Annotated in this window: 25 protein-coding genes; 16 read left to right on the top strand and 9 right to left on the bottom strand. The window is 67.2% G+C overall.

Annotated elements, in window-relative coordinates; all coding sequences use genetic code 11:
* The first annotated feature begins 42 nt into the window (after positions 1-42).
* Both ACH0AE_RS04935 and ACH0AE_RS04930 read left to right on the top strand, forming a co-directional pair.
* Entirely contained in the window at positions 43-552 is a 510-nt protein-coding gene (locus tag ACH0AE_RS04935) for a DUF488 family protein (protein WP_406875498.1), read from the top strand.
* On the top strand, positions 524-1,297 hold the full coding sequence (locus tag ACH0AE_RS04930; protein WP_406875497.1) for a hypothetical protein: 774 nt from the start codon (positions 524-526) through the stop codon (positions 1,295-1,297). The genes ACH0AE_RS04935 and ACH0AE_RS04930 overlap by 29 nt, the downstream gene beginning before the upstream one ends.
* Here ACH0AE_RS04930 and ACH0AE_RS04925 read toward each other — a convergent pair whose 3' ends face one another.
* The gene (locus ACH0AE_RS04925) at positions 1,298-1,597 is read right to left on the bottom strand and encodes a BrnA antitoxin family protein (RefSeq protein ID WP_294443509.1); all 300 of its coding nucleotides are present in this window, start codon (positions 1,595-1,597) and stop codon (positions 1,298-1,300) included.
* The gene (locus ACH0AE_RS04920) at positions 1,557-1,661 is read right to left on the bottom strand and encodes a hypothetical protein (RefSeq protein WP_294443508.1); all 105 of its coding nucleotides are present in this window, start codon (positions 1,659-1,661) and stop codon (positions 1,557-1,559) included. The genes ACH0AE_RS04925 and ACH0AE_RS04920 overlap by 41 nt, the downstream gene beginning before the upstream one ends.
* 567 nt (positions 1,662-2,228) lie before the next feature.
* On the opposite strand from ACH0AE_RS04920, the gene ACH0AE_RS04915 reads away from it, so the two are divergent.
* The 4 genes from ACH0AE_RS04915 to ACH0AE_RS04900 all read left to right on the top strand — a co-directional run bounded on the left by ACH0AE_RS04915 (position 2,229) and on the right by ACH0AE_RS04900 (position 4,433).
* Complete coding sequence (locus tag ACH0AE_RS04915) at positions 2,229-2,537, top strand: hypothetical protein (RefSeq protein WP_294443507.1); 309 nt, start codon at positions 2,229-2,231, stop codon at positions 2,535-2,537.
* A complete protein-coding gene (locus ACH0AE_RS04910) occupies positions 2,534-3,790 on the top strand; it encodes a hypothetical protein (protein WP_294443506.1) in 1,257 nt (418 codons plus the stop codon). Before ACH0AE_RS04915 ends, ACH0AE_RS04910 begins: the two co-directional genes overlap by 4 nt.
* Before the next feature lie 127 nt (positions 3,791-3,917).
* Entirely contained in the window at positions 3,918-4,130 is a 213-nt protein-coding gene (locus ACH0AE_RS04905; RefSeq protein ID WP_227771683.1) for a cold-shock protein, read from the top strand.
* 69 nt (positions 4,131-4,199) lie between these two features.
* Positions 4,200-4,433 carry a hypothetical protein gene (locus tag ACH0AE_RS04900; RefSeq protein ID WP_294443505.1) on the top strand — a complete coding sequence of 78 codons (234 nt, stop codon included), beginning with the start codon at positions 4,200-4,202 and terminating at the stop codon, positions 4,431-4,433.
* Here ACH0AE_RS04900 and ACH0AE_RS04895 read toward each other — a convergent pair.
* Positions 4,430-4,882: an Lrp/AsnC family transcriptional regulator gene (locus ACH0AE_RS04895; protein ID WP_294443504.1), complete on the bottom strand. Its 453-nt coding sequence runs from the start codon at positions 4,880-4,882 to the stop codon at positions 4,430-4,432. The two genes, ACH0AE_RS04900 and ACH0AE_RS04895, sit on opposite strands and share 4 nt — an antisense overlap.
* Before the next feature lie 96 nt (positions 4,883-4,978).
* Here ACH0AE_RS04895 and putA point away from each other — a divergent pair, with 96 nt between their 5' ends.
* The 5 genes from putA to ACH0AE_RS04870 all read left to right on the top strand — a co-directional run bounded on the left by putA (position 4,979) and on the right by ACH0AE_RS04870 (position 12,596).
* A complete protein-coding gene (putA, locus tag ACH0AE_RS04890) occupies positions 4,979-8,581 on the top strand; it encodes a trifunctional transcriptional regulator/proline dehydrogenase/L-glutamate gamma-semialdehyde dehydrogenase (RefSeq protein WP_294443503.1) in 3,603 nt (1,200 codons plus the stop codon).
* A 155-nt stretch (positions 8,582-8,736) separates the two neighbouring features.
* On the top strand, positions 8,737-9,168 hold the full coding sequence (gene rplK, locus ACH0AE_RS04885; protein WP_227771686.1) for a 50S ribosomal protein L11: 432 nt from the start codon (positions 8,737-8,739) through the stop codon (positions 9,166-9,168).
* A 4-nt stretch (positions 9,169-9,172) separates the two neighbouring features.
* Positions 9,173-9,865 (top strand): 50S ribosomal protein L1, encoded by a 693-nt coding sequence (gene rplA / locus ACH0AE_RS04880; protein WP_227771687.1) that lies wholly within the window; start codon positions 9,173-9,175, stop codon positions 9,863-9,865.
* Between the two features lie 122 nt (positions 9,866-9,987).
* Positions 9,988-11,583, top strand: a complete 1,596-nt coding sequence (locus tag ACH0AE_RS04875; RefSeq protein WP_294443502.1) for an alpha-amylase family glycosyl hydrolase — start codon at positions 9,988-9,990, stop codon at positions 11,581-11,583.
* Positions 11,583-12,596, top strand: a complete 1,014-nt coding sequence (locus ACH0AE_RS04870; RefSeq protein ID WP_294443501.1) for a glycosyltransferase family 4 protein — start codon at positions 11,583-11,585, stop codon at positions 12,594-12,596. Before ACH0AE_RS04875 ends, ACH0AE_RS04870 begins: the two co-directional genes overlap by 1 nt.
* Here ACH0AE_RS04870 and ACH0AE_RS04865 read toward each other — a convergent pair.
* From ACH0AE_RS04865 to ACH0AE_RS04845, 5 genes are all read right to left on the bottom strand, one after another.
* Entirely contained in the window at positions 12,587-13,219 is a 633-nt protein-coding gene (locus ACH0AE_RS04865; RefSeq protein WP_294443499.1) for a glutathione S-transferase family protein, read from the bottom strand. The two genes, ACH0AE_RS04870 and ACH0AE_RS04865, sit on opposite strands and share 10 nt — an antisense overlap.
* On the bottom strand, positions 13,216-14,061 hold the full coding sequence (locus tag ACH0AE_RS04860; protein WP_294443498.1) for a trans-aconitate 2-methyltransferase: 846 nt from the start codon (positions 14,059-14,061) through the stop codon (positions 13,216-13,218). The genes ACH0AE_RS04865 and ACH0AE_RS04860 overlap by 4 nt, the downstream gene beginning before the upstream one ends.
* A gap of 291 nt (positions 14,062-14,352) precedes the next feature.
* Entirely contained in the window at positions 14,353-15,426 is a 1,074-nt protein-coding gene (gene recA / locus ACH0AE_RS04855) for a recombinase RecA (protein WP_294443497.1), read from the bottom strand.
* A gap of 323 nt (positions 15,427-15,749) precedes the next feature.
* Positions 15,750-17,507 carry a lytic transglycosylase domain-containing protein gene (locus ACH0AE_RS04850; protein WP_294443512.1) on the bottom strand — a complete coding sequence of 586 codons (1,758 nt, stop codon included), beginning with the start codon at positions 17,505-17,507 and terminating at the stop codon, positions 15,750-15,752.
* 35 nt (positions 17,508-17,542) lie between these two features.
* Positions 17,543-18,277 carry a uracil-DNA glycosylase family protein gene (locus ACH0AE_RS04845; RefSeq protein WP_294443496.1) on the bottom strand — a complete coding sequence of 245 codons (735 nt, stop codon included), beginning with the start codon at positions 18,275-18,277 and terminating at the stop codon, positions 17,543-17,545.
* 149 nt (positions 18,278-18,426) lie between these two features.
* On the opposite strand from ACH0AE_RS04845, the gene ACH0AE_RS04840 reads away from it, so the two are divergent.
* The 5 genes from ACH0AE_RS04840 to moaB are packed head-to-tail and all read left to right on the top strand — an operon-like array spanning position 18,427 to position 23,783.
* A complete protein-coding gene (locus ACH0AE_RS04840) occupies positions 18,427-20,085 on the top strand; it encodes an electron transfer flavoprotein-ubiquinone oxidoreductase (protein WP_294443494.1) in 1,659 nt (552 codons plus the stop codon).
* The gene (locus tag ACH0AE_RS04835) at positions 20,060-21,679 is read left to right on the top strand and encodes a tetratricopeptide repeat protein (RefSeq protein ID WP_294443492.1); all 1,620 of its coding nucleotides are present in this window, start codon (positions 20,060-20,062) and stop codon (positions 21,677-21,679) included. Before ACH0AE_RS04840 ends, ACH0AE_RS04835 begins: the two co-directional genes overlap by 26 nt.
* Positions 21,679-22,515 (top strand): 4-(cytidine 5'-diphospho)-2-C-methyl-D-erythritol kinase, encoded by an 837-nt coding sequence (locus ACH0AE_RS04830; RefSeq protein ID WP_294443490.1) that lies wholly within the window; start codon positions 21,679-21,681, stop codon positions 22,513-22,515. The genes ACH0AE_RS04835 and ACH0AE_RS04830 overlap by 1 nt, the downstream gene beginning before the upstream one ends.
* Positions 22,488-23,210: an enoyl-CoA hydratase/isomerase family protein gene (locus tag ACH0AE_RS04825; RefSeq protein ID WP_294443489.1), complete on the top strand. Its 723-nt coding sequence runs from the start codon at positions 22,488-22,490 to the stop codon at positions 23,208-23,210. Before ACH0AE_RS04830 ends, ACH0AE_RS04825 begins: the two co-directional genes overlap by 28 nt.
* A gap of 45 nt (positions 23,211-23,255) precedes the next feature.
* Positions 23,256-23,783 (top strand): molybdenum cofactor biosynthesis protein B, encoded by a 528-nt coding sequence (gene moaB, locus ACH0AE_RS04820; RefSeq protein WP_294443488.1) that lies wholly within the window; start codon positions 23,256-23,258, stop codon positions 23,781-23,783.
* A 118-nt stretch (positions 23,784-23,901) separates the two neighbouring features.
* Here the strand turns inward: moaB and ACH0AE_RS04815 are convergent, their stop codons facing one another.
* On the bottom strand, positions 23,902-24,918 hold the full coding sequence (locus tag ACH0AE_RS04815) for an LLM class flavin-dependent oxidoreductase (RefSeq protein ID WP_294443487.1): 1,017 nt from the start codon (positions 24,916-24,918) through the stop codon (positions 23,902-23,904).
* Positions 24,919-25,033: the final 115 nt, after the last annotated feature.

The raw sequence follows: 25,033 nt of genomic DNA, 5'->3' as shown, positions 1-25,033 counted from the left end.
CGACTCATTGCGCGCCCAAACGGGCGCCAAGGGGAACGGCTTATGACTATGCTCGCTACGATCGGCTACGAAGGTGCTTCAATCGCTGATTTTTTGGCCACGCTGGACCTTGCTGGCGTAAAGCAAGTAATTGATATTCGGGATGTTCCTGTGTCCAGGCGTCCAGGCTTTTCGAAGAATATCCTCGCAAGCGCCCTTCACGACCAGGGTGTAAGCTATGTGCATTACAAGGCGCTCGGCGATCCCAAGCCGGGCCGCGAGGCTGCACGAGCAGGACAGTTTGATGCATTCCGGGCGATCTATGAAAAACATTTGACACTTGATGCTGGACAAGAAGCTTTGAAGTCGGCGGTGGAAGTTGCGAAGAGCGTTCGATCTGTGCTGCTATGTTATGAACGGGACAGCAGACATTGCCATCGAACGATTGTAGCGAACGCAATGTCCGAGCTTTATGCCTTTCAGATACGTCATTTAGGCGTTCAGAAGGTAGGGCGCTCGACTGAGAGAGGAACACCGAAGGGCCATGGAACAGTCGCGATCGCACCGTGCTGAGGTTCACATAATCGCCAAAGCATTGCCGCAGGTCGGCGATAAGCACGGTGAGACTGTATGCGTGGCAGCTTTGGACGATAATAGGCAATGGTTCAGGCTCTACCCCATCACTTTCCGAATGCTGTCGGGTGATCAGCGCTTTACAAGATGGAGCAGAGTCGGCGTCCAACTCAGGATGGTGCCTCCGAACAAGGATCGACGATTTGAGTCTCGAAATGTCGATCAAGATTCGATTGAGTTGCTGGGCGAGTTGAAGCCTCAAAATAGAACAGCGTTCATAGAGAAGGCGCTTGTAGATAGTACTAAAAGAGAGCGCTCAGAAGGTCGCAGCCTAGCCCTTATAAAGCCGAGCGACGTAGAGTTCTTTTGGCGCGCGCGTTCGGATGATGCCATAGCGGATCGCTTGTCCGCTTACAGGCGACTGGCTAGTCAACCCGACATGTTCAACAGCAAGCCTCTTAAGCCACTACCCCCGGCACCTTACGAGTTCTACTACAAGTATCGCGACAACGATGGACCTCACGAATGCAGATGTCATGACTGGGAGGTCGAGCAGACCTTTATAAATTGGCAGCGAAAATACGGGGAACGGCGAACTCTGGAGCTCATGGCTGAACGTTACGGGAAGGAGTATCCTTCAGGCGGCATGGCCCTCGCGATGGGCACTCACTCAGCTTATCCGGACGTATGGATGATCATCGGCGTGGTCCGTATGAAGCCAACGGTTCAACCAACATTGTTCTAATCAACCCAACCCCACCGCCTTCCGCAGCGCCTCGTTCATCCGCGCCTGCCACCCCGGCCCGCCCTCGCGAAACTTCTCGATCACGTCGGGATCGAGCCGCAGCGTCACTTGCCGCTTCGCCGCGCCGCGCAGCGGCGGGCGGCCGCGCACGACGCCGGTCCGGCCAAGATAGCCCGTCGCGGGGCGCACGACCTTCCCGCCGATCGAGAATTCGGCGGTCTCGAACATTTCCTCCGTCCACTCCGGTGCGTCGTCGGGATCAACCCAATCGCTGCCGATATCGGGCTTGTTCGCGTTCATTGGCCTTCCTCATCGAAATAATGCGCCGTCCCCCGCTGGTGGCGGTCCAGACGATGACGATCATCCGGCCGTCAAGCAGGCCGAAAGTGACGAACCTCGGCTCCGATAGTCGAACCGTTCGTCCGCCTGCGTAAATGCCGGCCCGGCGAACACCTGCTCCGCCTGCGCAAAGTCCAGCCCGCGCTCGTGCAGCGTCCTAGCGCGCTTCTCCGGGTCGAAGCTGATCTCCAAATCGGAAAATATGTAGCTACGGATTGTTGACGGTCAATGTGGCCGCACCGTTTCGGCGTCACTCACTCGTCATCCCCGCGCAGGCGGGGATCCAAAACCTCCGAACCCCGGCGATCGTGAGCGCTGGCGTTTATGGATTCCCGCCTTCGCGGGAATGACCCCTACAAAGGGAACGGGAACACCCCGCCGCGGCAAAGCCGCGTCGTCAGTCGGCGCTTGAGCGCCGCTGGCGGGGTCCCCGCAAAGTACTACTTTGCGGGGTGCCCTTGGCCGTGGCCGCGCCGGGTGCGCTCGTGCGTAGCTTTGCTACGCCCTCGCGGCGCACGCCGCGCGCGCTGTCCTACAACCCCCTTTTCGGTATAACTCCCCCGTCCAGCGATCACCCGCGAGGACGAAGTCGATGCCGCATCCTGCCGCCATCCCTCCCTTTCCCACCCACGCGCCCATCAGCGACACCAGCCTCGATGCCGTCCGCCACTGGCAAGCGCTGCTTGATGCGCGCCTGATCGGCACCCGCCCCGAAACCCCGCCGAACGTCGCCGCCAACCGCGCCGCCACCGACGCGCTGTTCCGCAGCATCGCGCACGATCGCCGCCGGCTGGAACGCGCCGCCTCCTTCACCCTGCCACCGCCCTGCATCGATCCCGGCCACCCCCGCCCCGCCGCTCCCCCAACCGGGCAGCCACTCAGCACGGGAGAAGCACGATGAGCCGCCGCAAGGCCCCCGCCAGCCTCTCCCCCGCCGCCGCCATCATCGACGCGCCCGCCGCGCCGGAGCCCGCCATCGCCGCGCTCCCCGCCCCGCCCGCGCTGCCGGACGAAACCTTCCTCCCCGATCCCGATGCGGAGGAGCCGTTCGGCCGTGTCTCGCGCCGTGCCGATGGCTGGTCCGCCGCCAACCAGCGCCGCTTCCTCGAGGCGATCGGCGAAGGGCATGGCGTGGAGGCCGCGTGCCGCCGCGTCGGCCTGTCGGTCGCGTCCGCCTATGCCTTCCGCCGCACGCCCAAGGGCGCCGCCTTCGCGCTCGGCTGGCGCGCCGCCTCGCTCGTCGCGCGGGAGGCGATCGCCGAAACGCTGCTCGTCCGCGCCCTTGAAGGCCAGGTCGATACCTATGTCCGCGCCGACGGCACCCACGTCACCCGCCACCGGCACGACAATCGCCTCGCCATGTCGCTGCTCGCCCGGCTCGATCGCCAGGTGGAGGCCGCGCCCGATGCGGATGTGAAGGCCGCGCGGCTCGTGGCGCAGGAATTCCACGCCTATCTCGATCTCGTCGGCCGCGATGAAGGCCCGGCGCGCGCCGGCCTGTTCCTCGCCCGGCGCTGCGGCGGCCTCATCGGCGATGATGGTGACGAGGCGGGCGACACCGCCGATCTCGCGCCCATCTATGCGCTCGCCACCGCCGATCGCCTCGCGCGCACCGGCATCGCCACCGCCGGCGAGGTGCCGGTCGATGATCTCGATCCCGCCCGGCGCGGCGAATGGACCGCGGAGCAATGGGCCCGCGCCGAGGCCGCCGGCCTGCTCCGCCTCGCCGTCCCGTCCGATCCCGCCGCAGACACCGATCCGCTCGCCGGCGAAAACGCGCCAGCGCCTCAACTTCCTCAACATTCGCGGGAGACTGACCTGCTCGACGGCGATGGCGACGGCCCGATCGAGCCCGAAACCCTGTTGTGGTGGGACGAGGATCAGCAGGAATGGCTCACCCGCTTTCCCCCGCCCGACGATTTCGATGGCGATGAGGAGCATACGCCCGATCATCCCGATTATTGCCGCACGCTCACCCCGGCGGAGGAGGCGGCGATCGGCCCCCCTCCCGAATATCTCGACGATACGACGCTCGATCTGCTCGCGGATCGACGCGAGGGCTTCTTTGCGGGGGCGGCGATGCGGCTGGCGGAGCGTCAGCGGCGGTGGGCGGAGGCGTCCGATTCGCTATTTCCGGCCGATGCGCCTATATAGGTAAAGCTACGTTCGCAAATCGACGGTCTTTGGCGCTTTGCGGCACCTTCTTCCTTCTTTCCCTGCTGCCGCGGCACCGGGGCGTACCGGTCGTCGGCCCCCGTCCGAAACAAGAAGGAAAATACACATGGCTAATCTTGGCACCGTCAAGTTCTTCAACGCTGACAAGGGCTTTGGCTTTATTGCTCCCGACAATGGCGGCGCGGATGCGTTCGTCCATATTTCCGCGGTGGAGCGTGCCGGCTTTGTTACGCTGAACCAGAACCAGCGGGTCAGCTACGAGCTGGAAAATGATCGCCGCGGGCGGACCAGCGCGGTCTCGCTCGAAGCCGCGGAGTAACCCTCCCGTTGCCGCGTGGGCCGGCAATGGTGCCGGCCCGCGGATCCTCGAACCAAGGAGCTTCCCCCGATGGCCGATGATGCAACCATGTACCGGGCCCGCGCCGCGACCGAAATGGCCAATGCGAAGGGCGCAACGCTCGCCAATGTGCGCGATCGCTGCGAACGCGCCGCGCGTGCGTGGGAAACCATGGCCGAGCGCGCCGAGCGGGTCGCCGTCCAGCGTCACGAGCGCGAGGCCGCAACCGCGGCGCAGCGCGATGCCGCTGCTGCCGCCACCGCCCCGCTCACCGCGGCCGGCTAGAACCCTCCTTCCCTGATCGTCTCCATCACCACGAAGGTGGAGGTGCTGGCGACATGCGGCAGCGTTGAGATCCGCTCCCCCAGCACGTCGCGATACTGGCGGATGTCGCTGGTGCGGATCTTCAGCAGATAGTCGAAGCTGCTGGCGATCATGTGGCATTCCTCCACCTGGGGGATGGCCAGCACGCCGCGGCGGAATTCCGCCAGCGCCGCCTCCCGCGTGTCGGACAGTTTCACCTCGGTGAAGGCGACATGGCCAAGGCCCAGCTTTTCCGGGTCCACGACGGCCTTGAACCCGCGGATATAGCCGCGGTCGGTCAGCCGCTTCAGCCGCGTCTGGCACGGTGTCTTGGACAGGCCCACCCGCTTCGCCAGCTCGGTGACGGAAAGCCGCCCGTCCTTCTCCAGCACCGCGATGATTTTCCGGTCAAACGCGTCGATCTCGTCCATTTGGCCTGTCCTACATTCCGGTGCCAGGCTAAATAGCCTGCGACGGCCGCGATCAAAAGTCGGATGGCCTGTGGCGGAATCGCTATATCTGCGGCCATGGAACCGCTGTTCGCCGATTTCGCCCCGCCGATCCGCCCCGCGACGCCGCTTCGCGCCGCGATCACCGCCGCCACCCGCCGCCCGGAGCCGGAGGCGCTGGCGCCGCTGCTCGACGAGGCGACGCTACCCGATGCGGTGAAGGCGCAAGCGCTGGCGACAGCGACGAAGCTGATCACGGCGCTGCGGGCCAAGCACAAGGGCACCGGTGTCGAGGGCCTCGTCCAGGAATATGCCCTGTCCAGCCAGGAAGGCGTCGCCTTGATGTGCCTCGCCGAAGCCCTCCTCCGCATCCCCGACGACGAAACCCGCGACGCGCTGATCCGCGACAAGATCGCCGGCGGTGACTGGCGCAGCCACATCGGCGACGGCCGCTCCCTCTTCGTCAACGCCGCCACCTGGGGCCTGGTGGTGACGGGCAAGCTCACCAACAGCGTCAACGACCGCGGGCTCGCCGCCGCGCTGACCCGCCTCATTGCCCGGGCCGGCGAACCGGTGATCCGCCGCGGTGTCGACATGGCGATGCGCATGATGGGCGAACAGTTCGTCACTGGCGAGACGATCGACGAAGCGCTGAAGCGCGCCCGCCCGCTCGAGGCACGCGGCTTCGGCTACAGCTACGACATGTTGGGCGAGGCCGCGACCACCGCCGCCGACGCCGATCGCTATTATCGCGACTATGAAACCGCGGTGCACGCGATCGGCAAGGCCTCCGCTGGCCGCGGCATCTATGTCGGCCCCGGAATCTCGATCAAGCTGTCCGCCCTCCACCCCCGCTACGCCCGCGCGCAGGCCGACCGCGTAGTGGCCGAGCTGCTGCCCAAGGTCCGCGCCCTCGCGCTGATCGCCCGTGGCTATGACATCGGCTTCAACATCGACGCGGAGGAGGCGGACCGCCTCGAACTCTCGCTCGACCTCCTCGAAAGCCTGGCGCTCGATCCCGCTCTCGCCGGCTGGAACGGCCTCGGCTTCGTCATCCAGGCCTATGGCAAGCGCTGCCCGTTCGTCATCGACTGGATCGTCGACCTCGCCCGCCGCGCCGACCGCCGCATCATGGTCCGGCTGGTCAAGGGCGCCTATTGGGACGCCGAGATCAAGCGCGCGCAGGTCGATGGGCAGGCGGATTTCCCCGTCTACACGCGCAAGATCCACACCGACGTATCCTACCTCGCCTGCGCCCGCCGCCTGCTGGCGAACCGCGATGTGGTGTTTCCGCAATTCGCCACCCACAATGCGCAGACGCTGGCCACCGTCCACGCCATGGCCGGCCCCGACTTCACCATCGGCGATTATGAGTTCCAATGCCTCCACGGCATGGGCGAGCCGCTGTATGATGAGGTGGTTGGCGCGGACAAGCTGAACCGCCCCTGCCGCATCTACGCGCCGGTCGGCACGCACGAGACGTTGCTCGCCTATCTCGTCCGCCGCTTGCTGGAAAACGGCGCGAACAGCTCGTTCGTCAACCGCATCGCCGATCCCGAGGTGTCGGTCGCCGATCTCGTCGCCGATCCGGTCGCGGTCGTCCGCGCGACCGATACGCCGGGGCAAAAGCACGCCGCGATCGCGCTCCCGGCCGATCTCTACCCCCGCCGCTGCAATTCGGACGGCCTCGACCTCACCGACGAACGCACGCTCGCCGCGCTGGGCGAGACGATGCAGGCCGGCGCGTACGGCAACTGGCGCGCCGCCCCCGCCGATGGTCAGGGCACGCCCCGCCCCGTGCTGAACCCCGCCGACCACCGCGACACCGTCGGCACCGTCGTCGAGGCAAGCCCCGAGCAGGCATGGGCCGCCGCGCGCACCGCCGCTGCCGCCGCCCAGTCATGGGCCGCCACCTCCCCCGCCGACCGCGCGGCCATCCTCGATCGCGCCGCCGACACGATGCAGGCGCGCATGGCCGAGCTGATCGGCCTGACCGTGCGCGAGGCCGGCAAGTCCGTCCCCAATGCGATCGGCGAGGTGCGCGAGGCGATCGACTTCCTGCGCTATTACGCCGACCAGGCCCGCCGCAGCTTCGGCCCCGCACACCAGCCGCTCGGCACCGTCACCTGCATCAGCCCGTGGAACTTCCCGCTGGCGATCTTCACCGGGCAGGTCTCCGCCGCGCTCGTCGCAGGCAACACCGTGCTGGCGAAGCCGGCCGAGGAAACCCCGCTGATCGCCGCGCAGGCCGTCGCGATCCTCCACGCGGCCGGCGTCCCCACCGACGCGCTTCAGCTCGTTCCCGGCGACGGATCGATCGGTGCCGCGCTGGTTGCCGCGCCGGAGACTGCCGCAGTGATGTTCACCGGCTCGACCGAAGTCGCCCGCCTCATCCAGCGCGAGCTCGCCACCCGCGTCTCGCCCGATGGCGCGCCGATCCCGCTCATCGCCGAGACGGGCGGCCAGAACGCCATGATCGTCGACAGCTCCGCGCTCGCCGAACAGGTGGTGGCAGACGTCATCGCCTCCGCCTTCGACAGCGCCGGCCAGCGTTGCTCGGCGCTGCGCATCCTGTGCCTGCAGGAGGAGGTCGCCGACCGTATCCTCACCATGCTGCGCGGCGCGCTGCAGGAGCTGCGCATCGGCCGCACCGACCGGCTGGCGGTCGACATCGGCCCGGTCATCACCGCCGAGGCGCAAGGCAACATCACTCGCCACATCGCGGCGATGCGCGATCGCGGGCACAAGGTAGATTCGCTCCCGCTCGGCGAAGCGACCGCCAACGGCACCTTCGTCGCCCCCACGATCGTCGAGCTGCCCGACATCGCCGAGCTGGAGCGCGAGGTGTTCGGCCCGGTGCTCCACGTCATCCGCTACAAGCGCAGCGGGCTCGACGCGCTGATCGATCGCATCAACGCCACCGGCTACGGCCTGACCTTTGGCCTCCACACCCGCCTCGACGAGACGATCGCCCATGTCACCGCGCGGGTGAAGGCAGGCAATCTCTACATCAACCGCAACGTCATCGGCGCGATCGTCGGCGTTCAGCCCTTTGGTGGGCGCGGTCTGTCGGGCACCGGGCCCAAGGCGGGCGGACCGCTTTATCTCGGCCGCCTGGTGCGAGGCGCGATCGAGGCGCCCGCGGGCACCTCGACCGCCACGGATGCGGCCACCCGCGACCTCGCACTCTGGCTCGAACAGCACGGCGACACCGCAGGCGCCGCGCACGCCCGCGACATCGCCGCCACCTCCCCGCTCGGCCTCGAGGCGGAGCTCGACGGCCCGGTGGGTGAGCGCAACCTTTATGCCCTCCACCCGCGCGGCCGCATCCTGCTGCTGCCGGAAACCAGCGCCGGGCTGATGGCGCAGCTCGCCGCCGCGCTCGCCACCGGTAACGATCTGGTGGTGGACTCGGCGCTCCGCACCGATCTGCCTGCGCCGATCGCGGCGCGCGTCCGCTGGACCAGCGACTGGGCGAACGATGGTCCCTATGCCGGCGCGCTGATCGAGGGCGACGCGGCGCGTGTGCAGGGCCTGCAGCAGCGACTCGCCGCGCTCGACGGCCCGATCGTGCTGACGCAGGCGAATGACTATCGCCTCGAATGGCTGGTCGAGGAGGTTTCCACCTCGATCAACACCACCGCGGCGGGCGGCAATGCCAGCCTCATGGCGATGACCTGACCGGCCACGCAGGCGGCGCAGCGCGGGTCGTGCACGGGACTGGATTTTCCCGCGCGACCCCGCTATGCGCGCGCTCTTCCAGGTAAATCGCTGGAACGCTTGCGGGAGGGTGCGGCAACGCGCCCGCGACGACCGCTAAACTTAAAGAGAGTGACATGGCGAAGAAAATCACAGGCTATATCAAGCTGCAGGTGCCTGCCGGCGCTGCAAACCCGTCGCCGCCGATCGGCCCGGCGCTGGGTCAGCGCGGCGTGAACATCATGGAGTTCTGCAAGGCGTTCAACGCGCAGACCGCTGACATGGAAAAGGGTTCGCCCCTCCCCACCGTCATCACCGTCTACGCCGACCGCTCGTTCAGCTTCGAGACGAAGACGCCGCCGGCGACCTTCCTCATCAAGAAGGCGCTGAACCTGAAGTCGGGCTCGAAGGAGCCGGGCAAGACCAGCGCGGGAACCATCAAGCGCTCGCAGCTGTCGGAAATCGCCCAGGTCAAGATGAAGGACCTGAACGCGAACGACATCGACGCAGCAACGAAGATCATCGAAGGCTCCGCTCGCGCGATGGGCCTCCAGGTTGTGGAGGGCTAAGAACATGGCGAAGCTCACGAAGAAGCAGAAGGCGATCACGATCGACCGCGAGAAGCTGCACGGCGTTGACGAGGCGATCCAGCTCGCCAAGTCGGGTGCGACCTCCAAGTTCGACGAGACGATCGAAGTCGCGCTGAACCTCGGCGTCGATCCGCGTCACGCTGACCAGATGGTCCGCGGCGTCGTCACGCTGCCCAAGGGCACCGGCAAGACCGTTCGCGTCGGCGTGTTCGCCCGCGGCGCGAAGGCTGACGAGGCCCGCGAGGCCGGCGCCGACGTCGTCGGTGCGGAAGACCTGATGGAAACCATCCAGGGCGGCAAGATCGACTTCGATCGCTGCATCGCAACCCCGGACATGATGGGTATCGTCGGCCGTCTCGGTAAGGTCCTGGGTCCGAAGGGCCTGATGCCGAACCCGAAGCTCGGCACCGTGACGATGAACGTCGCCGAGGCAGTGAAGGCGGCCAAGGGTGGCCAGGTCGAGTATCGCGTCGAAAAGGCCGGTATCATCCACTCCGGCATCGGCAAGGCGAGCTTCCCGGCCGAGGACCTGCGCGCGAACTTCGACGCGCTGGTCGATGCGGTGGTCAAGGCCAAGCCGGCCGGCGCCAAGGGCAAGTACGTCCGCAAGGTCGCGATCTCCAGCACCATGGGTGCGGGCATCAAGGTCGACGTGGCGGAAGTCGCTTCGGCCTGATCCGGGCTTTCCAGTTCGCGTAACGAAAAAGGCCGGGGGTAACCCCGGCCTTTTTTGTTGCCCGCTGCCGCCGCCGGCATCGCCCGCGTGAACCCATCCATTGCCGGGGCGTTACGAACCGCATGAGCGAGGGCACCCCCGCTGCGCCCTGGTGGAAGCGCGGCGTCATCTATCAGGTCTATCCGCGCTCCTTCGCGGACAGCGATGGCGACGGCATCGGCGACCTCGCGGGGATCGAGGCGCATCTCGATCATATCGCCTCGCTCGGCGTCGACGCGATCTGGCTCTCGCCGATCTTTCCCTCGCCAATGGCCGACTTCGGCTATGACGTCGCCGATTACACCGGCGTAGAGCCAATGTTCGGCGACCTCGCCGCCTTCGACCGCCTGCTTGCCGCGGTCCATGCGCGCGGGCTGAAGCTGCTGCTCGATTTCGTCCCCAACCATTCCTCGACCCAGCATCCCTGGTTCGTCGAAAGCCGCTCCAGCCGCGAAAACCCGCGGCGCGACTGGTATATCTGGCGCGATCCCGCACCGGAGGGTGGCCCACCCAATAACTGGATCAGCGACATGGGCGGGCCAGCGTGGGAGTTCGATCCCGCGACCGGCCAATATTACCTTCACACATTTCTGAAGGAGCAGGCCGACCTCAACTGGCGCAATCCTGAGGTCGCGGCGGCGATGACCGATGTGCTGCGCTTCTGGCTCGACCGCGGCGTCGACGGCTTCCGCATCGACGTTCTGTGGCACATCGTGAAGGCGGAAGGGCTGCCCGACAATCCGGCCAACCCCGACTGGCACGAAGGACAGGCCGAGAAGCTGCGCGTCCTCCAGCACAATTCCACCGACCAGCCCGAGGCGCACACCTTGACCCGCGCGATGCGCCAGCTCGCCGACACGTACGGCGAGACGCTGCTGGTGGGTGAGATCTTCCTGCCGCGCGATCGCCTGATGCGTTGGTATGGCAGCACCGCCGAGCCCGGCGTCCACCTGCCCTTCAATTTCGAACTGATCGAAAATCCGTGGGATCGCGACACCCTCGCGCGGCTGATCGCGGAATACGACGCCGCCATTCCGGACCACGGCTGGCCGAACTGGGTAATCGGCAGCCACGACGCGCCGCGCATCGCTGCACGCATCGGCGAGGCACAGGCACGCGTCGCCGCCATGCTGCTGCTGACGCTGCGCGGTACCCCGACGCTCTATCAGGGTGACGAGCTTGGCATCGGCACGGTTGACATCCCGCCCGACCGGATCCGCGACCCGCAGGACCTGCGCCAGCCCGGCATGGGGCTCGGCCGCGACCGCTCGCGCACCCCAATGGCATGGGATGCCTCGCCCAACGCCGGCTTCTCGACCGCCGAGCCGTGGCTCCCGCTCCACCCGGACTGGCGCACCCGAAACGTCGCCGCGGAGGAGGCGGACCCGGCCTCGATGCTATGGCTCTACCGCCGCCTGCTTGCCGCGCGGCGTGCCAGCCCCGCATTGTCCTTGGGCAGCATGACGCTGCACGCGGCCGCACCCGACGTGCTCGCCTACGAACGCCGCCACGGCGACGAGCGGCTGCTGGTCGTCCTCAACCTCGGCAGCACGCCGCGCGGCGTGGCGCTGCCCGATGCCACCCGCCCCGGCCGGATCATCGTCGCGACCGGCACGCGGACCACATTCGACGGCACGGTCGGTGCCGATGAAGCCTATGTCGTGGAGCTACTCGCCTGATGCGCATTGCCATGTTGTCGTCGATCTCCTGGCCGACGCCGCCGACCGGCTATGGCCCGTGGGAATTGGTGACCAGCCTCTTGACCGAGGCACTGGTCGCGCGCGGCGTCGACGTCACGCTTTTCGCCACGCAGAATTCGCGCACCGCCGGCAAATTGGAGGGCGTCGCCCCGCGCGGCTATTCGGAGCCACCGCACCTCGACGCCAAGGTGTGGGAGGCGATGCACATCGCGCATTGCATCGAGCGCGCGGGCGATTTCGACCTCATCCACAACCAGGCCGATTTCATGCCGCTCGCCTGGTCGCGGCTGATCGACACGCCGATGCTGACGACGATCCACGGCTTTTCCTCCGAACGGATCGTGCCGGTGTACCAGCGCTATGACGATCACGTGCATTACGTCTCGATCAGCGACGCGGATCGGCATCCGTCGCTCAGCTATGCCGCTACGATCCATCACGGCATTCCGGTGAATGAGTTCGCCTTTGATCCTGCGGGAAGCGAGGACCTGTTGTTCTTCGGGCGGATTCACCCGGACAAGGGGCCGCATGATGCAATTTCCGCGGCGAAGGGTGCGGATCGGCGGTTGATCATGGCGGGATTGGTGCAGGACCATGACTATCACCAGCGCGAGGTTGCGCCGCATATCGATGATGATCGCGTGGTCTTCCGGGGCGTGGTGGGTGGAGAGGAACGGGTCCGGGCGTTGGGGCAGGCTCGTGCTCTCCTCCACCTGATCGGGTTCGACGAACCGTTCGGGCTTTCCGTTGTCGAGGCGATGGCGTGCGGGACGCCGGTGATCGCGTTTAACCGCGGATCGATGCCCGAGCTGATCGAGCATGGCGTCACCGGGTTCCTGGTCGACACTGTCGAGGAAGCGGTGGCGGCGATCGAGCGGGTCGGCGAGATCGATCGCGCCGCCTGCCGCGCCCGGGTCGCCGAACGGTTCAGCGTTGAGCGGATGGCGGACGATTACATCAAGCTCTACGAACGGCTCCTCGATCAGGCATAAGCGTAGGGGCCGCCCTTGCGCAGCGCCTGCTGGAAGGCAGGACGGGCGTGAACCTTGTCGAGCCAGGCGATGGTGGCGGGGCGTGACGCGTCGAGGCCGGCACGGCTGCGGGCGGCCTCCAGGGGGAAGCTCATCATCACGTCGGCGGCAGTCATCGCATCACCGGTAAGCCATGGGCGCGTGGCGAGGTGCGCCTCGACGAAATCGAGATGGACGTCGATCATCGGCTGAATCCGCTTGAGCGCCGCCTTGCCGAACAGGGGAATCCGGCCGAGCACGAGCTTCAGCAACAGCGGCGGCATGAGCGAGCCTTCCGCATAATGTAGCCAGTAACGATATTCGAGCGCGCCCTTGCGGTTCGCCGGTGCGCCGAGGCGTCCATCGGCCTTGTCCACGAGATACTCGACGATTGCACCGGTCTCCGCGATCACGCGATTGCCGTCGTCGGTATCCTCGATCACCGGTGACTTGCCGAGCGGATGGACCTGCTTCAGCTCGGGCGGCGCGAGCATCGTCTTCTTGTCGCGCTCATAACGCTTGATCTCGTAGGGCAGGCCCAGTTCCTCGAGCATCCACAGCACGCGCTGCGACCGGGAATCCTCGAGGTGGTGGACGATGATCATTGGCCTCTCCCGCTAACGCGCGCCGTGACCAGCCAGGCGGCAGCGGGAAAGTCGAGCGCATTCCCCCTCACCTGCTCAGCCAGAACGGCGTGCAATCGGGACAGTAACGCCGGACGATCGGCATCGGATGCCTCGGCGATGGTGCGGGAGACCGGGCCGATGCGCTGGAAGAAGCTGGCGCCGTCCGCTGCCGGATCGGGGCCGGCGCCGGCGTGATAGGCATAATCGGCGGCGACGATCGACGGATCGTCAAAGCCCGCGCCGGTCAGGATGCGGCGGATCACAGCGGGATCGGCGAAGGCGAACGGGCCCGGCGCATAATCGCCGGGCGGATCAAGGCGACCGCCGATCGCGGCGATCGTTCGTGAGGCCCATGCATTCTCCTGCGAGGAGCGGAAGCAGGAGAACACGAGCGGAGCGCGGGATTTCAACGCAGCCGCGATCCCGCGGAAGGCGCCGATCGGATCGTCGAAGAACATGACGCCGTGGCGCGACACGGCGAGATCGAAGGGCTGATGCGCCTGAAGCGCCTCAGGAACGGCACCGACAGCGAAGGATAGGTTGGGCAAACCTTCTTCGGCGGCGCGGCTGCGCGCGACGTCTATCAGCGGGGCTGACAGGTCGACGCCATATACGTCGAGCTGCGGCCTTGCGGCGGCCAGGGACAGACTGGTCGCCCCGGCGCCGCATCCAAGATCGGCCACGCGGCCTTGCGTGGGAGCGACGGCAAGGATCGCCGCGTCCAGCTGCCTGGCGAGATCGGCGAAGCTCCGATCGGTACGGCGCCACTCGGCTGCCCAGACGTCACCGACGCGTGCTTGCCAGTCGGGTGCAGTGGTCATCGGCGCTCCTTCTTCGTCGCGGATGCGGGGATGGTAGCAGATTGCCGACCGCCTGCATGCAACGCGAATGTTGAGGAAGTTGAGGCTCTGGCGCGTTTTTTCGCACGCGTGCGCGAGACCGATGACTGTGCGTGTTGGAGCGAATGTTGAGGAAGTTGAGGCGCTGGCGCTTTTTTCTCCAACAGATGCAGTTCCCCACGACGTGCGAAGGGCCGGCACCTTGCGGTACCGGCCCCTCGTCGATGCTGGATCAGCGGCGCTGGACATGGCCGGCCGGCAATTGACGATTGATCAGACGTCATCCTCGTCGGTCTGGCCGGCCATCAGTTCCTCGCCGAGGCCTTCCTGACGCGCACGGATCTGGCGTTCCAGCCGCTCCGCGACTTCGGGATTGTCGCGCAAATAGCCCTTCGAATTCTCACGGCCCTGTCCGATGCGGATCGAATCATAGCTGAACCAGGAACCCGACTTCTCGACGAGCCCGGCCTTCACACCGAGATCGATCATCTCGCCGAGCTTCGAGATGCCTTCACCGAACATGATGTCGAACTCGACCTGCTTGAACGGCGGGGCGACCTTGTTCTTGACGACCTTCACGCGCGTCTGGTTGCCGGTCGCTTCCTCGCGATCCTTGACCGAGCCGATGCGGCGCACGTCGAGACGCACCGAGGCGTAGAACTTCAGCGCGTTGCCGCCGGTCGTCGTTTCAGGCGAGCCGTACATCACCCCGATCTTCATGCGGATCTGGTTGATGAAGATGACGAGACAGTTCGACCGGCTGATCGTGCCGGTAAGCTTGCGCAGCGCCTGGCTCATCAGGCGAGCCTGGAGACCGACATGGCTGTCGCCCATCTCGCCCTCGATCTCGGCGCGCGGCACCAGCGCGGCGACCGAATCGACAACGAGAACGTCGATCGCGTTGGAGCGCACGAGCGTGTCGACGATCTCCAGTGCCTGCTCACCGGTGTCCGGCTGCGAGACGATCAGTTCGTCGATGTTGACGCCCAGCTTCTTCGCATAAGCAGGATCGAGCGCGTGCTCGGCATCGACGAAGGCCGCCATGCCGCCTGCCTTCTGCGCCTCTGCGATGGCGTGGAGCGCCAGCGTCGTCTTGCCCGAGGATTCCGGACCGAAGATCTCGACGATACGGCCCTTGGGAAGACCGCCGACGCCAAGCGCGATGTCGAGCCCGAGGCTGCCGGTGGAGACCACCTCGACCTTCATCGTTTCCTTCTGGCCGAGCTTCATCGCCGAGCCCTTGCCGAAGGCGCGGTCAATCTGCGCCAGGGCGGCGTCCAGCGCCTTCTGACGATCGGAGTTCGCGCTTGCCATGTTGTTGGGGATCACCTTGAGATTGGCGGCCATTGGGAAGCCCTTTCGCTAGAGCAAGCGCGCGAACCGTTCAACGCGTGAACTTCGTGTATCTTGTTTGTTCCATCGGAACAAGAGGCGAACGAAGTTATTTGCGATAGGTGTGGGAAGGCAGCAGCGGGACCCCGGATCAAGTCCAGGGTGACGGCGCGGGTGTGGCTGAGGCAAGTCGGGTCGATGGGCGAGATGGCGCATGGGCGCACGCCCCTCGACGTTGCTCCGGCCGAACGGACGGGAATGCGAACGAGGACGCGGGAGCCGTGGACGCGAACGGGCGGGCGCTGCGGCTCGTGCCGGGCAGCGCCCCTGCCCCGTTCTTACTGCGCGCTCGTGAGCGTCGTGCGGGAAGCCGGGGCCACCGTGGCGTTGGAAGCGATGGTGTTCGCAGGGGCGCGCGCCGCCATGCGGATCGCGGGCTCGCCCTTCATGCCCGGGAAGCGTGGCCACATGCCCTGGGCGAGTGCCGAGCGGCTGACAGAGTTCTCGCGGCCGGTCTGGCCTTCGTACATCCAGTAATTGCGCAGCACCGTCACGACATAGCCGCGGGTCTCCCAATAAGGGATGCTCTCGATGTAAAGCAGCGGATCGCCATTGTCGCGAACGAGCGAGTTCCATTCGCCAACCGGCTTGGGTCCGGCATTATAGGCGGCGATCACCTTGGGCAGCAGGCCCTGGGTCAGCCCCATGTCGCGAAGCCGCTCAAGATGGCGCTGGCCAATGTCGATATTGGTCGAGGGTCGGGTGAGCGCCGTCTTGTCGACAGTGACGCCGCGCTCGCGCATGTAATCGGTCGCGGCGGCGGGCATGATCTGCATCAGGCCATAGGCGCCCGCGGGCGAGACGACCTTGTTGCGGAAGCCCGATTCCTGCAGCGTGTGCGCGTACACCAGTGCCTTGTCGACGCGCCACCCGGTATCCGGCGTCCAGTTCGGCGTCGGGTAGCGCGTATCGGCGGTGGCGACGAACCCTTCCGGGCAATTGTGCGCGAGCCAGACGACGCTTGCCGGCAGGTTCATCTGCTCGGTGACACGCACGAGACTGGCGAATTCGGCTTTCGGGCCGATCTTCGCCTGCTGGCGGATGACGGTGTCGGCGGCGCCCTCCTCGCCGATCTCGATCAGGGCAGCGGCGACGCGGATGTTCGGGCGACGCTCAAGGCTGGCCCAGTCGCTGGTCACCTTCTGCGGCTTCACCGCGGCGGTGCGCATCCCGAGCGCCTGACGGGCGAGCTGGCCGTAGAAGGTCTCGCCATATTGGGCGGCATTCTTGAGCCGTGCCTCGATCCGGTCCGGGCGGCCGCAGACCATGTCGGAGCGGCTTGCCCAGTAGAGGCCGGCGGCGCGCATGTCGGTGTCCCCGGCGCGGGCGGAGACCGCCTCGAAGCCTTCACCGGCGGCGGCGCAATCGTTCTGGCGCCAGGCAGCGAGGGCCGACGTCCAGCGGCCGTGAGTGGCCCAATCGCCCTGCCCGCGCGAGGCCTTGTCACCGACGCGACGAGCATCGGCATCGAGCCCCTGGAGGAAATAGATCCATGCGACGCGCGATTGCCATTCGGTCTGCGCCTCCGGCGTCAGCCCGCTGGTGGAATCGAGCAGGGATTCGGCCTCGCGGCCCATGTCGCCCTTCACATAGGGCTGCATCTTCAGCGCAAGATCGGCGGCGATCGCATCGCTGCGCGTCGCCTTGGCGCGAACGCGGGTGGGCGCGCCATTCTGCCACACGAGGCGCTGCGCGACCGGGAGCGCAGGCAGCTCCTCCGCGCCGCGCATCTTGGCGAGGCGCGCGATCGCCTCCGCCTGCGGCAGTTCCGGCGCTTCAGTGAGGAGGCGCACCAGCGGCTCAAGCTCGACGCGGGGCGAGCCCTTGGCGGTGTACAGCTCGGCGCGGGCGTAATTGTGCAAGGGCCCGGGCGCCATGGAATCGAGGCCGATCTGCGCATCCTGCCAGCGGCTTTCGCGGATCGCGGTGAAGACGGCGCGATATTGCGTGCGCTGCTCCGCGGTCAGCTGGTTCGGGATCACCGGCTTGGCCGACGCCTCGCGCGCGGGCTCGGCCGAGGCCAGCACCGGCGTCATCGCGGCGAGCGATGCTGCGGTCAGCAACTTCCGGATCACTTCGTTTCCCCCGTTTTCCCGGCGATCAGCATTTGCAGGTTCCTCCACGCCTCTGCCTTGAGCGCGGGCCGCTCCACCAACATGCGCGGGTGGAAGCTCGCGATGGCTTCGGTCGTTTTCCCGTTGCTGTGGTTAAGTACCTGTAAATGATGACTGGCTGCCATGACGTTCGCCGACAGGATCGCACGGCTCGCCGCATCACCGAGCACCAGAAGCCGTTTCGGCGCAACGAGCGCGACATGGTGACGGGCGATCTCGCCGAGCCGCGCCTCCATGTCGCGCGGCAGCCGGCCGACGGCCGGGCGCGCGGCGCAGACGCTGGCGAGGTGGACATCGGCACGGCTGCGGCCGATCGCAGCGAGCATCCGATCAAACAGGCGACCGGCACTGCCGCCAAGCAGCGAATCGGCCGCATCCCGCTCTGGGCAATCGACGAGGATCATGAGATCGGCGTCGAGCGGACCAGTCGCCGAGACGAGGGGGATGCCCCAGCCCGCCTCCGGCGCGCCATCGCCTGTGCGCCACGTAAGGAACGCGTCGAGCGTCTGCGGCAAGGCGGCGGCATCAGTTGCCGGCGCCGCAATCGCCGGGGACGCTACGGCAAGCGGCTCCTCGGCGCCCAGCCAATCGAACGGATCGTCGCCGACGAGCACGTCGACGCCGGCATCCCGCCACCATTCCAGTGTACTTGCGGCCTGTTGCCGCCAATCGTGGTTTTGCTCGGCCCCCATCGCATTACCGTTAGCGCAATGGTTGACGCAGCGGTCAATTCGCTCGACAGCCGATGAGGATAGGACGTTGCCGGCGCGCGCCCGAACGCGCGCCCGATCAAGGCTAGCGGTCGAGGCTAGCGATCAGGGGCCGGCGGATGGAGATGGTGATGAGCGAACGCGAGTCGATGCCTTATGACGTGGTGATCGTGGGTGCGGGGCCGGCCGGCCTCAGCGCGGCGATCCGCCTGAAACAGCTCGCGGCGGAAAAAGAGGCCGAAATCTCGGTCTGCGTGCTCGAGAAGGGCAGCGAAGTCGGCGCGCACATCCTCTCGGGCGCGGTGATCGATCCGCGCAGCCTGGACGAGCTGCTGCCGAACTGGCGCGAGGACGGCTGCCCGCTGGCGGAAGTGCCGGTGACGCAGAACATCCACTGGGTGCTGAGCAAGCAGGGCAAGTTCAACATGCCCCACCTCGTCACCCCGCCGTTCATGCACAACAAGGGCACGTACACCGGGAGCCTGGGCAATCTGTGCCGCTGGCTGGCGGGCAAGGCCGAGGAGCTGGGCGTCGAGATCTTCCCGGGCTTCGCCGCGGCCGAGATCCTGTTCAACGAGGACGGCAGCGTGAAGGGCGTCGCGACCGGCGACATGGGCGTGGCGCGCGACGGCACCCGCAAGCCCGATTATCAGCCGGGCCTCGAGCTGCATGCGAAATACACCTTCTTCTCCGAGGGGTGCCGTGGGCATCTGTCGAAGGAGCTGATGCGCATTTTCGACCTGCGCGCCGATTGCGATCCGCAATCCTATGGCCTTGGCATCAAGGAATTGTGGGACATCGACCCCGCGCTGCACGAGCCGGGCAAGGTGATCCACACGCAAGGGTGGCCGCTGAGCGAGAGCGACACCAATGGCGGCGGCTGGATCTATCATCAGGCGAACGGGCAGGTGAGCCTGGGTCTCGTCACCTGGCTCAATTATTCCAATCCCTATGTCTTCCCGTTCGCCGAAATGCAGCGCTGGAAGACGCATCCCGAGATCGCGCGGCTGCTGAAGGGCGGCAAGCGCGTGAGCTATGGCGCGCGCGCGATCAGCGACGGCGGGCTGCAGTCGATCCCGAAGCTCGTGTTCCCGGGCGGCGCGCTGATCGGCGACAGCGCGGGCTTCCTCAACGTGCCGCGGATCAAGGGCACGCACACCTCGATGAAGAGCGGCATGATGGCCGCCGAGGCCGCGGTCGACGCAATCCTGTCGCAGCGTCAGGGCGACGAGCTGACCGCCTATCCGGCGGCGTTCGAGACGTCGTGGGTGAAGAAGGAGCTGTCGATCGTCCGCAACGTCGCGCCGCTGGTGAAGAAGTTCGGCGACTTCATGGGCTCGGGCATCGCCGGCATCGCGATGTGGATGGAATATATCGGCTTGAAGTGGCCGCTGACCATGAAGCAGCATGCCGACCATGAGACCTTGTGGCGCAAGGATCTGGCGAAGAAGATCGACTATCCCAAGCCCGACGGGGTGCTGACGTTCGATCGCCTCTCGTCGGTGTTCCTGTCGAACACCAATCACGAGGAGGACCAGCCGATCCACCTGACGCTGAAGGACCCGAACATCCCGGTCGAATACGACCTGCCGCTGTATGACGAGCCGGCGCAGCGTTACTGCCCGGCGGGGGTGTATGAGATCGTCGGCGAGGAAACGGGCGATCCGAAGTTCGTGATCAACGCGCAGAATTGCGTCCACTGCAAGACGTGCGACATCAAGGACCCGACGCAGAACATCAACTGGGTGGTGCCCGAGGGCGGCGGTGGCCCGAACTATCCCAACATGTAAGCTGCTGGCAGCGGCGGCGCTTGCGGCGATCATCGCCGCAGCGCCGGCGCATGCCGCCGCGCCCGACCTGCTCGCCTATCTGAAGGCACGGGCCGCGAGCGGTGACGATGCGGCCGATCAGGCCGCAGCTTATTATACCCAGACGCTGAATGCGACGCCGGACGATCCGCGGGTGGCGGCCTATGCCTATCGCGAGGCGATCAGCGCGGGCGACTTGGCACTGGCGCTGCGGGCCGCCCGCGCGCTCGGCCCGGCCGCGCCGGCCGATGCCGACCTTCTGATCGTCGCTGATGCCGCCGTGCGTGGCGACCGCGCAGCCGCGGACAGCGCGATCGCCCGGCTCGCCAAGGGGCGACTGGCGGTGCTGGCAGCGCCGCTGGCGGGCTGGGCGGCCTTCGAGCGCGGCGAGAACCCGCTGCCGCTGCTCGCCGCGCATCGCGACGACATGGTGGCGCGGCGCTTCGCCGGCGAGGCACGCGGGCTGATCCTGATCGCGCAGGGGCATCATGCCGAAGGACTGGCGACGCTGCGCGCGGTAATGAGCACCGGGCAGGCGGGCGAGGATCTGCGCATCGCGGCGGCGCGCCTGCTGATCGGGGTGGGCCGGACCGAGGATGCGCGATCGCTGCTGGTGGGCGATGCGGCGCCGATCGCCGCTCTGCGCGCCAAGCCTGCCGGCGGCGCGAAGCCCTCGCTGGGGTTCGGTGCGTCGATATTGTTCACGCGCGTCGCGACCGACATTGCGCTTGGGCCCCCGGGCCCGCTTCCGCTGTCGCTCGCCCAGGCGGCGGTAATCGCGGACCCGACCAATGACCGCGCGAAGTTGCTGCTGGCCTATGCGCTGGGGCGCAGCGGGCAGGAAGACCGCGCGCTGACAACGCTGGCCGAGATCCCGGAAGCCAGCCCCTATATCGAGCCGGCGCGCGCCGGCCGGGTGCAGACGCTGAGCCAGTCCGGCCGAATGGAGCAGGCGCTGGCTGAGGCGAAAGCGCTGGCGAGCGACGGATCACGGGCAGGATCGCAGCGCTATGCCGATCTGCTGATCGAGGCGGGCAAGCCGCGCGAGGCGGCCGCGATCTATCGCCGGCTGATCGACGATGCGGACACGCCCGAATGGTCGCAGTGGCTTCAATATGGCGCAGCGCTGGACGAGGCCGACGACTGGCCGCGCGCGCGCGCCGCGCTGCAGAAGGCCGTCGAGCTCGCGCCGGACGAGCCGCTGGCGCTGAACTACCTTGGCTATGCGCGCATCATCCGCGGCGAGGCGATCGCGGAATCGGAAGCGCTGCTCGAGAAAGCGAACCGGTTGCGCCCCGACGATGCCGCGATCGGGGACTCGCTGGCCTGGGCCTATTACCTGTCCGGCAAAGCCGATCGCGCATTGCCCCTGATCGAGCGCGCCGCAGCGGCCTCGCCCGACAATGCCGAGATCGGCGAGCATCTCGGCGACATCTACTGGACGCTCGGCCGCCGGTTCGAGGCCCGTTATGCGTGGCGCGCGGCGAAGCTGACGGCGGAGGACGCGGAGAGCGCGCGGCTCGAGGCCAAGATCGCGAACGGGCCGGGCCAACAGAGATCAGTCGAAGAGAAATAATGTCGCACATCGTCGAGGCCGCGCCGGCCAAGCTGAACCTGGCGCTTCACGTCCGCCGCCGGCGCCCGGACGGCTATCATGACCTGGAGACGCTGTTCGCCTTTTGCCGGGACGGCGACGTGGTGACGCTGGCCGACGCACCGGAAGATTCGCTGCTGATCAGCGGGCCGTTCGCCGAGGGACTCGGTATCGGTGACGCTTGGCCGGCAGGCAATCTGGTCGTGCGCGGGGCCGACGCGTTTCGCGCCGCCTTCGGCATCGACCAGCGCCATGCGATTGCGCTGGAGAAGAACCTGCCGATCGCATCCGGCATTGGCGGCGGATCGGCCGATGCGGCGGCGACGCTTCGGGCGCTGGCACGTCGGCATGGGATCGCACCGGATGATGCGCGGCTGGTGGCGATCGCCGCGGCACTCGGGGCCGACGTGCCTGCCTGCCTTTCGGGAAAAACCGCATTCGGTACCGGCAAGGGTGACGCGCTCGTGCCGCTCGATGGCTGGTCCGGCACGCCGGCGCTGCTGGTGAACCCTGGCGTTGCCGTTTCGACCGGGCCGGTGTTCGCCGGGTGGGATGGCGTGGATCGCGGCGCGCTGGATCCTGCCGACCCGCTTGGTGGGCGCAACGATCTCGAGCCCCCTGCCCGAGCCATCGCCCCGGTGATCGCGGAGGTAGTGTCGCTGCTTCAGGCGCAACCGGGCGTGACGATGGCGCGCATGTCGGGTTCGGGCGCGACCTGTTTCGCGCTGTTCGATACGGAAGCCGCGCGTGATGCGGCCGATGCGGCAGTCGCGACCCAAGCGCCGCACTGGTGGCGGATGGCGACGGTGCTGGCATGATCCGGCTGGATGACGATGGCACGGTCGCGGTACTGGCGCTCGACCGCCCGGCGCAGCGCAACGCGCTCGCGACCTCGGACTGGCGGCTGCTTGAAGATACGATCGCCGCGGTGCCGCGATCGGCGGCGGCGGTGCTGCTGCGATCCTCGACGCCGGGCATCTTTTCCGCGGGCGCAGACCTGCGCGATCTGGCGCTGCTGGCCGAGGACGCGGGCCGGCGTGCGCCGTTCCGGCTGGCGATGCGCGGCGCGATCGACGCGCTGGCGGCCCTGCCGATGCCGGTGGTGGCCGCGATCGACGGCGGCTGTTTCGGGGCTGGCGTCGCACTGGCGCTGGCGGCTGACCTGCGGATCGCGAGCGATCTGGCGAGTTTCGCGGTGCCGCCCGCGCGGCTCGGCATCGCTTATCCGGCCGAGGATGTCGCGCGGCTGTCGGCGCGGGTCGGCGAAGCGCAGGCAGCGCGGCTGCTGTTCACCGGCGCGACGATCGACGCCGCGGAAGCTGTGCGCATCGGACTGGTGGATACGATCGACGACGGCGCGGCGGTGGCAGCGGCAATCGCCGAGAACGATCCCGCCGCGCTGGTGACACTGAAGGCGATGCTCCGGTCGCCGAGCGACACGGGCCATGCCGCGGCATTCGAGGAGAGTTTCGCCAATCCCCGCTTCGCTGCCGCCACGAAGCGCTATCGCTGAAGCTGGGGCGTTGATCGTGGGCGGGCGGCAGGCGATAGATGACCAATGCCGATCGACGAAACCCGCCGCTTCATCCCCGTGCGCATCGCGGTGCTCACCGTTTCCGACACGCGCGGGCTGGCGGAGGACCGATCCGGCGACACGCTGATCGCTCGGCTGAGCGACGCGGGGCACGAACTGGCGGAACGCGCGATCCTGCGCGACGATTGCGACGCCATCGTCGCCCTGCTGCACCGTTGGATCGACGACGAGAACGTCGATTGCATCATCACCACCGGCGGCACCGGCGTGACGGGCCGCGACGTGACGCCGGAAGCGGTGGAACGGGTGGCGGACAAGATGATCCCGGGGTTCGGCGAACTGTTCCGCTGGCTGTCGTACCAGACGATCGGCACCTCGACGGTGCAGTCCCGCGCCTGCGCGTGCGTGGCGCGCGGGACCTATATCTTTGCCCTGCCCGGCTCGACGGGCGCGGTGAAGGATGCGTGGGACGGGATCCTGGCGAGCCAGCTCGATAGCCGCCACGGGCCCTGCAACTTCGTGGAACTGATGCCGCGGCTGATGGAGCGCTGAGCGGCGGCGTTGGGCAGCTTGACGTAACGGCCGGCGGATTTGGGGCACGCTGCGGGACCCCGGCTCAAGGCCGGGGTGGCGGGGATCGGTCTATCGGCGCAAACCAGCTCGGGGCGACTCAGCGCCAGCCGAGTGCCGGCGCGACGTGCGTCAGGAGCGCCTCTATGACATGGGCATTATAGTCGACACCAAGCTGGTTCGGCACCGTCAGCAACAGCGTATCGGCTTCGGCGATCGCCTCGTCGGCGCGGAGCTGTTCGATCAGCCGGTCGGGCTCGTCGGCATAGCTGCGGCCGAAGACGGCGCGCATATTGTCGATCACGCCGATCTGGTCCTCGCTGCGATCACGCCCGAAATAGGCGCGGTCGCGATCGTCGACGAGGGCGAAGATCGAGCGGGAGACGGAGACGCGCGGGGCGCGATCGTGGCCTGCCGCGGCCCAAGCCTCGCGATAGGCGCGGATCTGCTTCGCCTGCTGGACGTGGAACGGCTCCCCGCTCTCGTCCATCTTCAGCGTCGAGCTTTGCAGGTTCATGCCCATCTGCGCCGCCCACGCCGCGGTCGCGTTCGAGCCGGCGCCCCACCAGATGCGGTCCCGCAAGCCCGGCGCGTGCGGCTCGAGGCGCAGCAGGCCGGGCGGGTTGGGGAACATCGGGCGCGGGTTGGGCTGCGCGAAGCCCTCTCCCTTCAGCAGTTCGAGGAACACCTCGGCATGGCGGCGGCCCATGTCGGCATCGCTCTGGCCCTCGGCCGGCTGGTAGCCGAAGTGGCGCCAGCCATCGATCACCTGCTCGGGCGAGCCGCGGCTGATGCCGAGCTGAAGTCGGCCGCGCGAGATGAGATCCGCCGCGCCGGCGTCCTCCGTCATGTAGAAGGGGTTTTCGTAGCGCATGTCGATGACGCCGGTGCCGATCTCGATCCGCCTGGTGCGCGCGCCGACGGCCGCCAGCAGCGGAAAGGGCGAGGCCAGTTGCTGCGCGAAATGGTGGACGCGGAAATAGGCGCCGTCCGCGCCAAGCTCCTCCGCCGCCACCGCAAGGTCGATCGACTGGAGCAGCACGTCGCTCGCCGAGCGAGTCGCGGATTGCGGGGACGCGGACCAATGGCCGAACGAGAGGAAGCCGATCTTTTTCATGTAGAAGAAGCTGGCGAGTTACGCCTGTGATCACAAGGCCGCGCGAGGAACCGCAGGGTTTCCGTTACTGCTCAATGCGTTAGCCGAGCCGCAAAAGCTTGGAATCATTGACGGG

It is taken from the genome of Sphingomonas sp. 179-A 2A2 NHS, assembly GCF_045371305.1.
Taxonomy (GTDB): Bacteria; Pseudomonadota; Alphaproteobacteria; order Sphingomonadales; family Sphingomonadaceae; genus Sphingomonas.
Note: the sequence above shows the minus strand (reverse complement) of the source record. Positions and strands in the feature narration are given on the sequence as shown.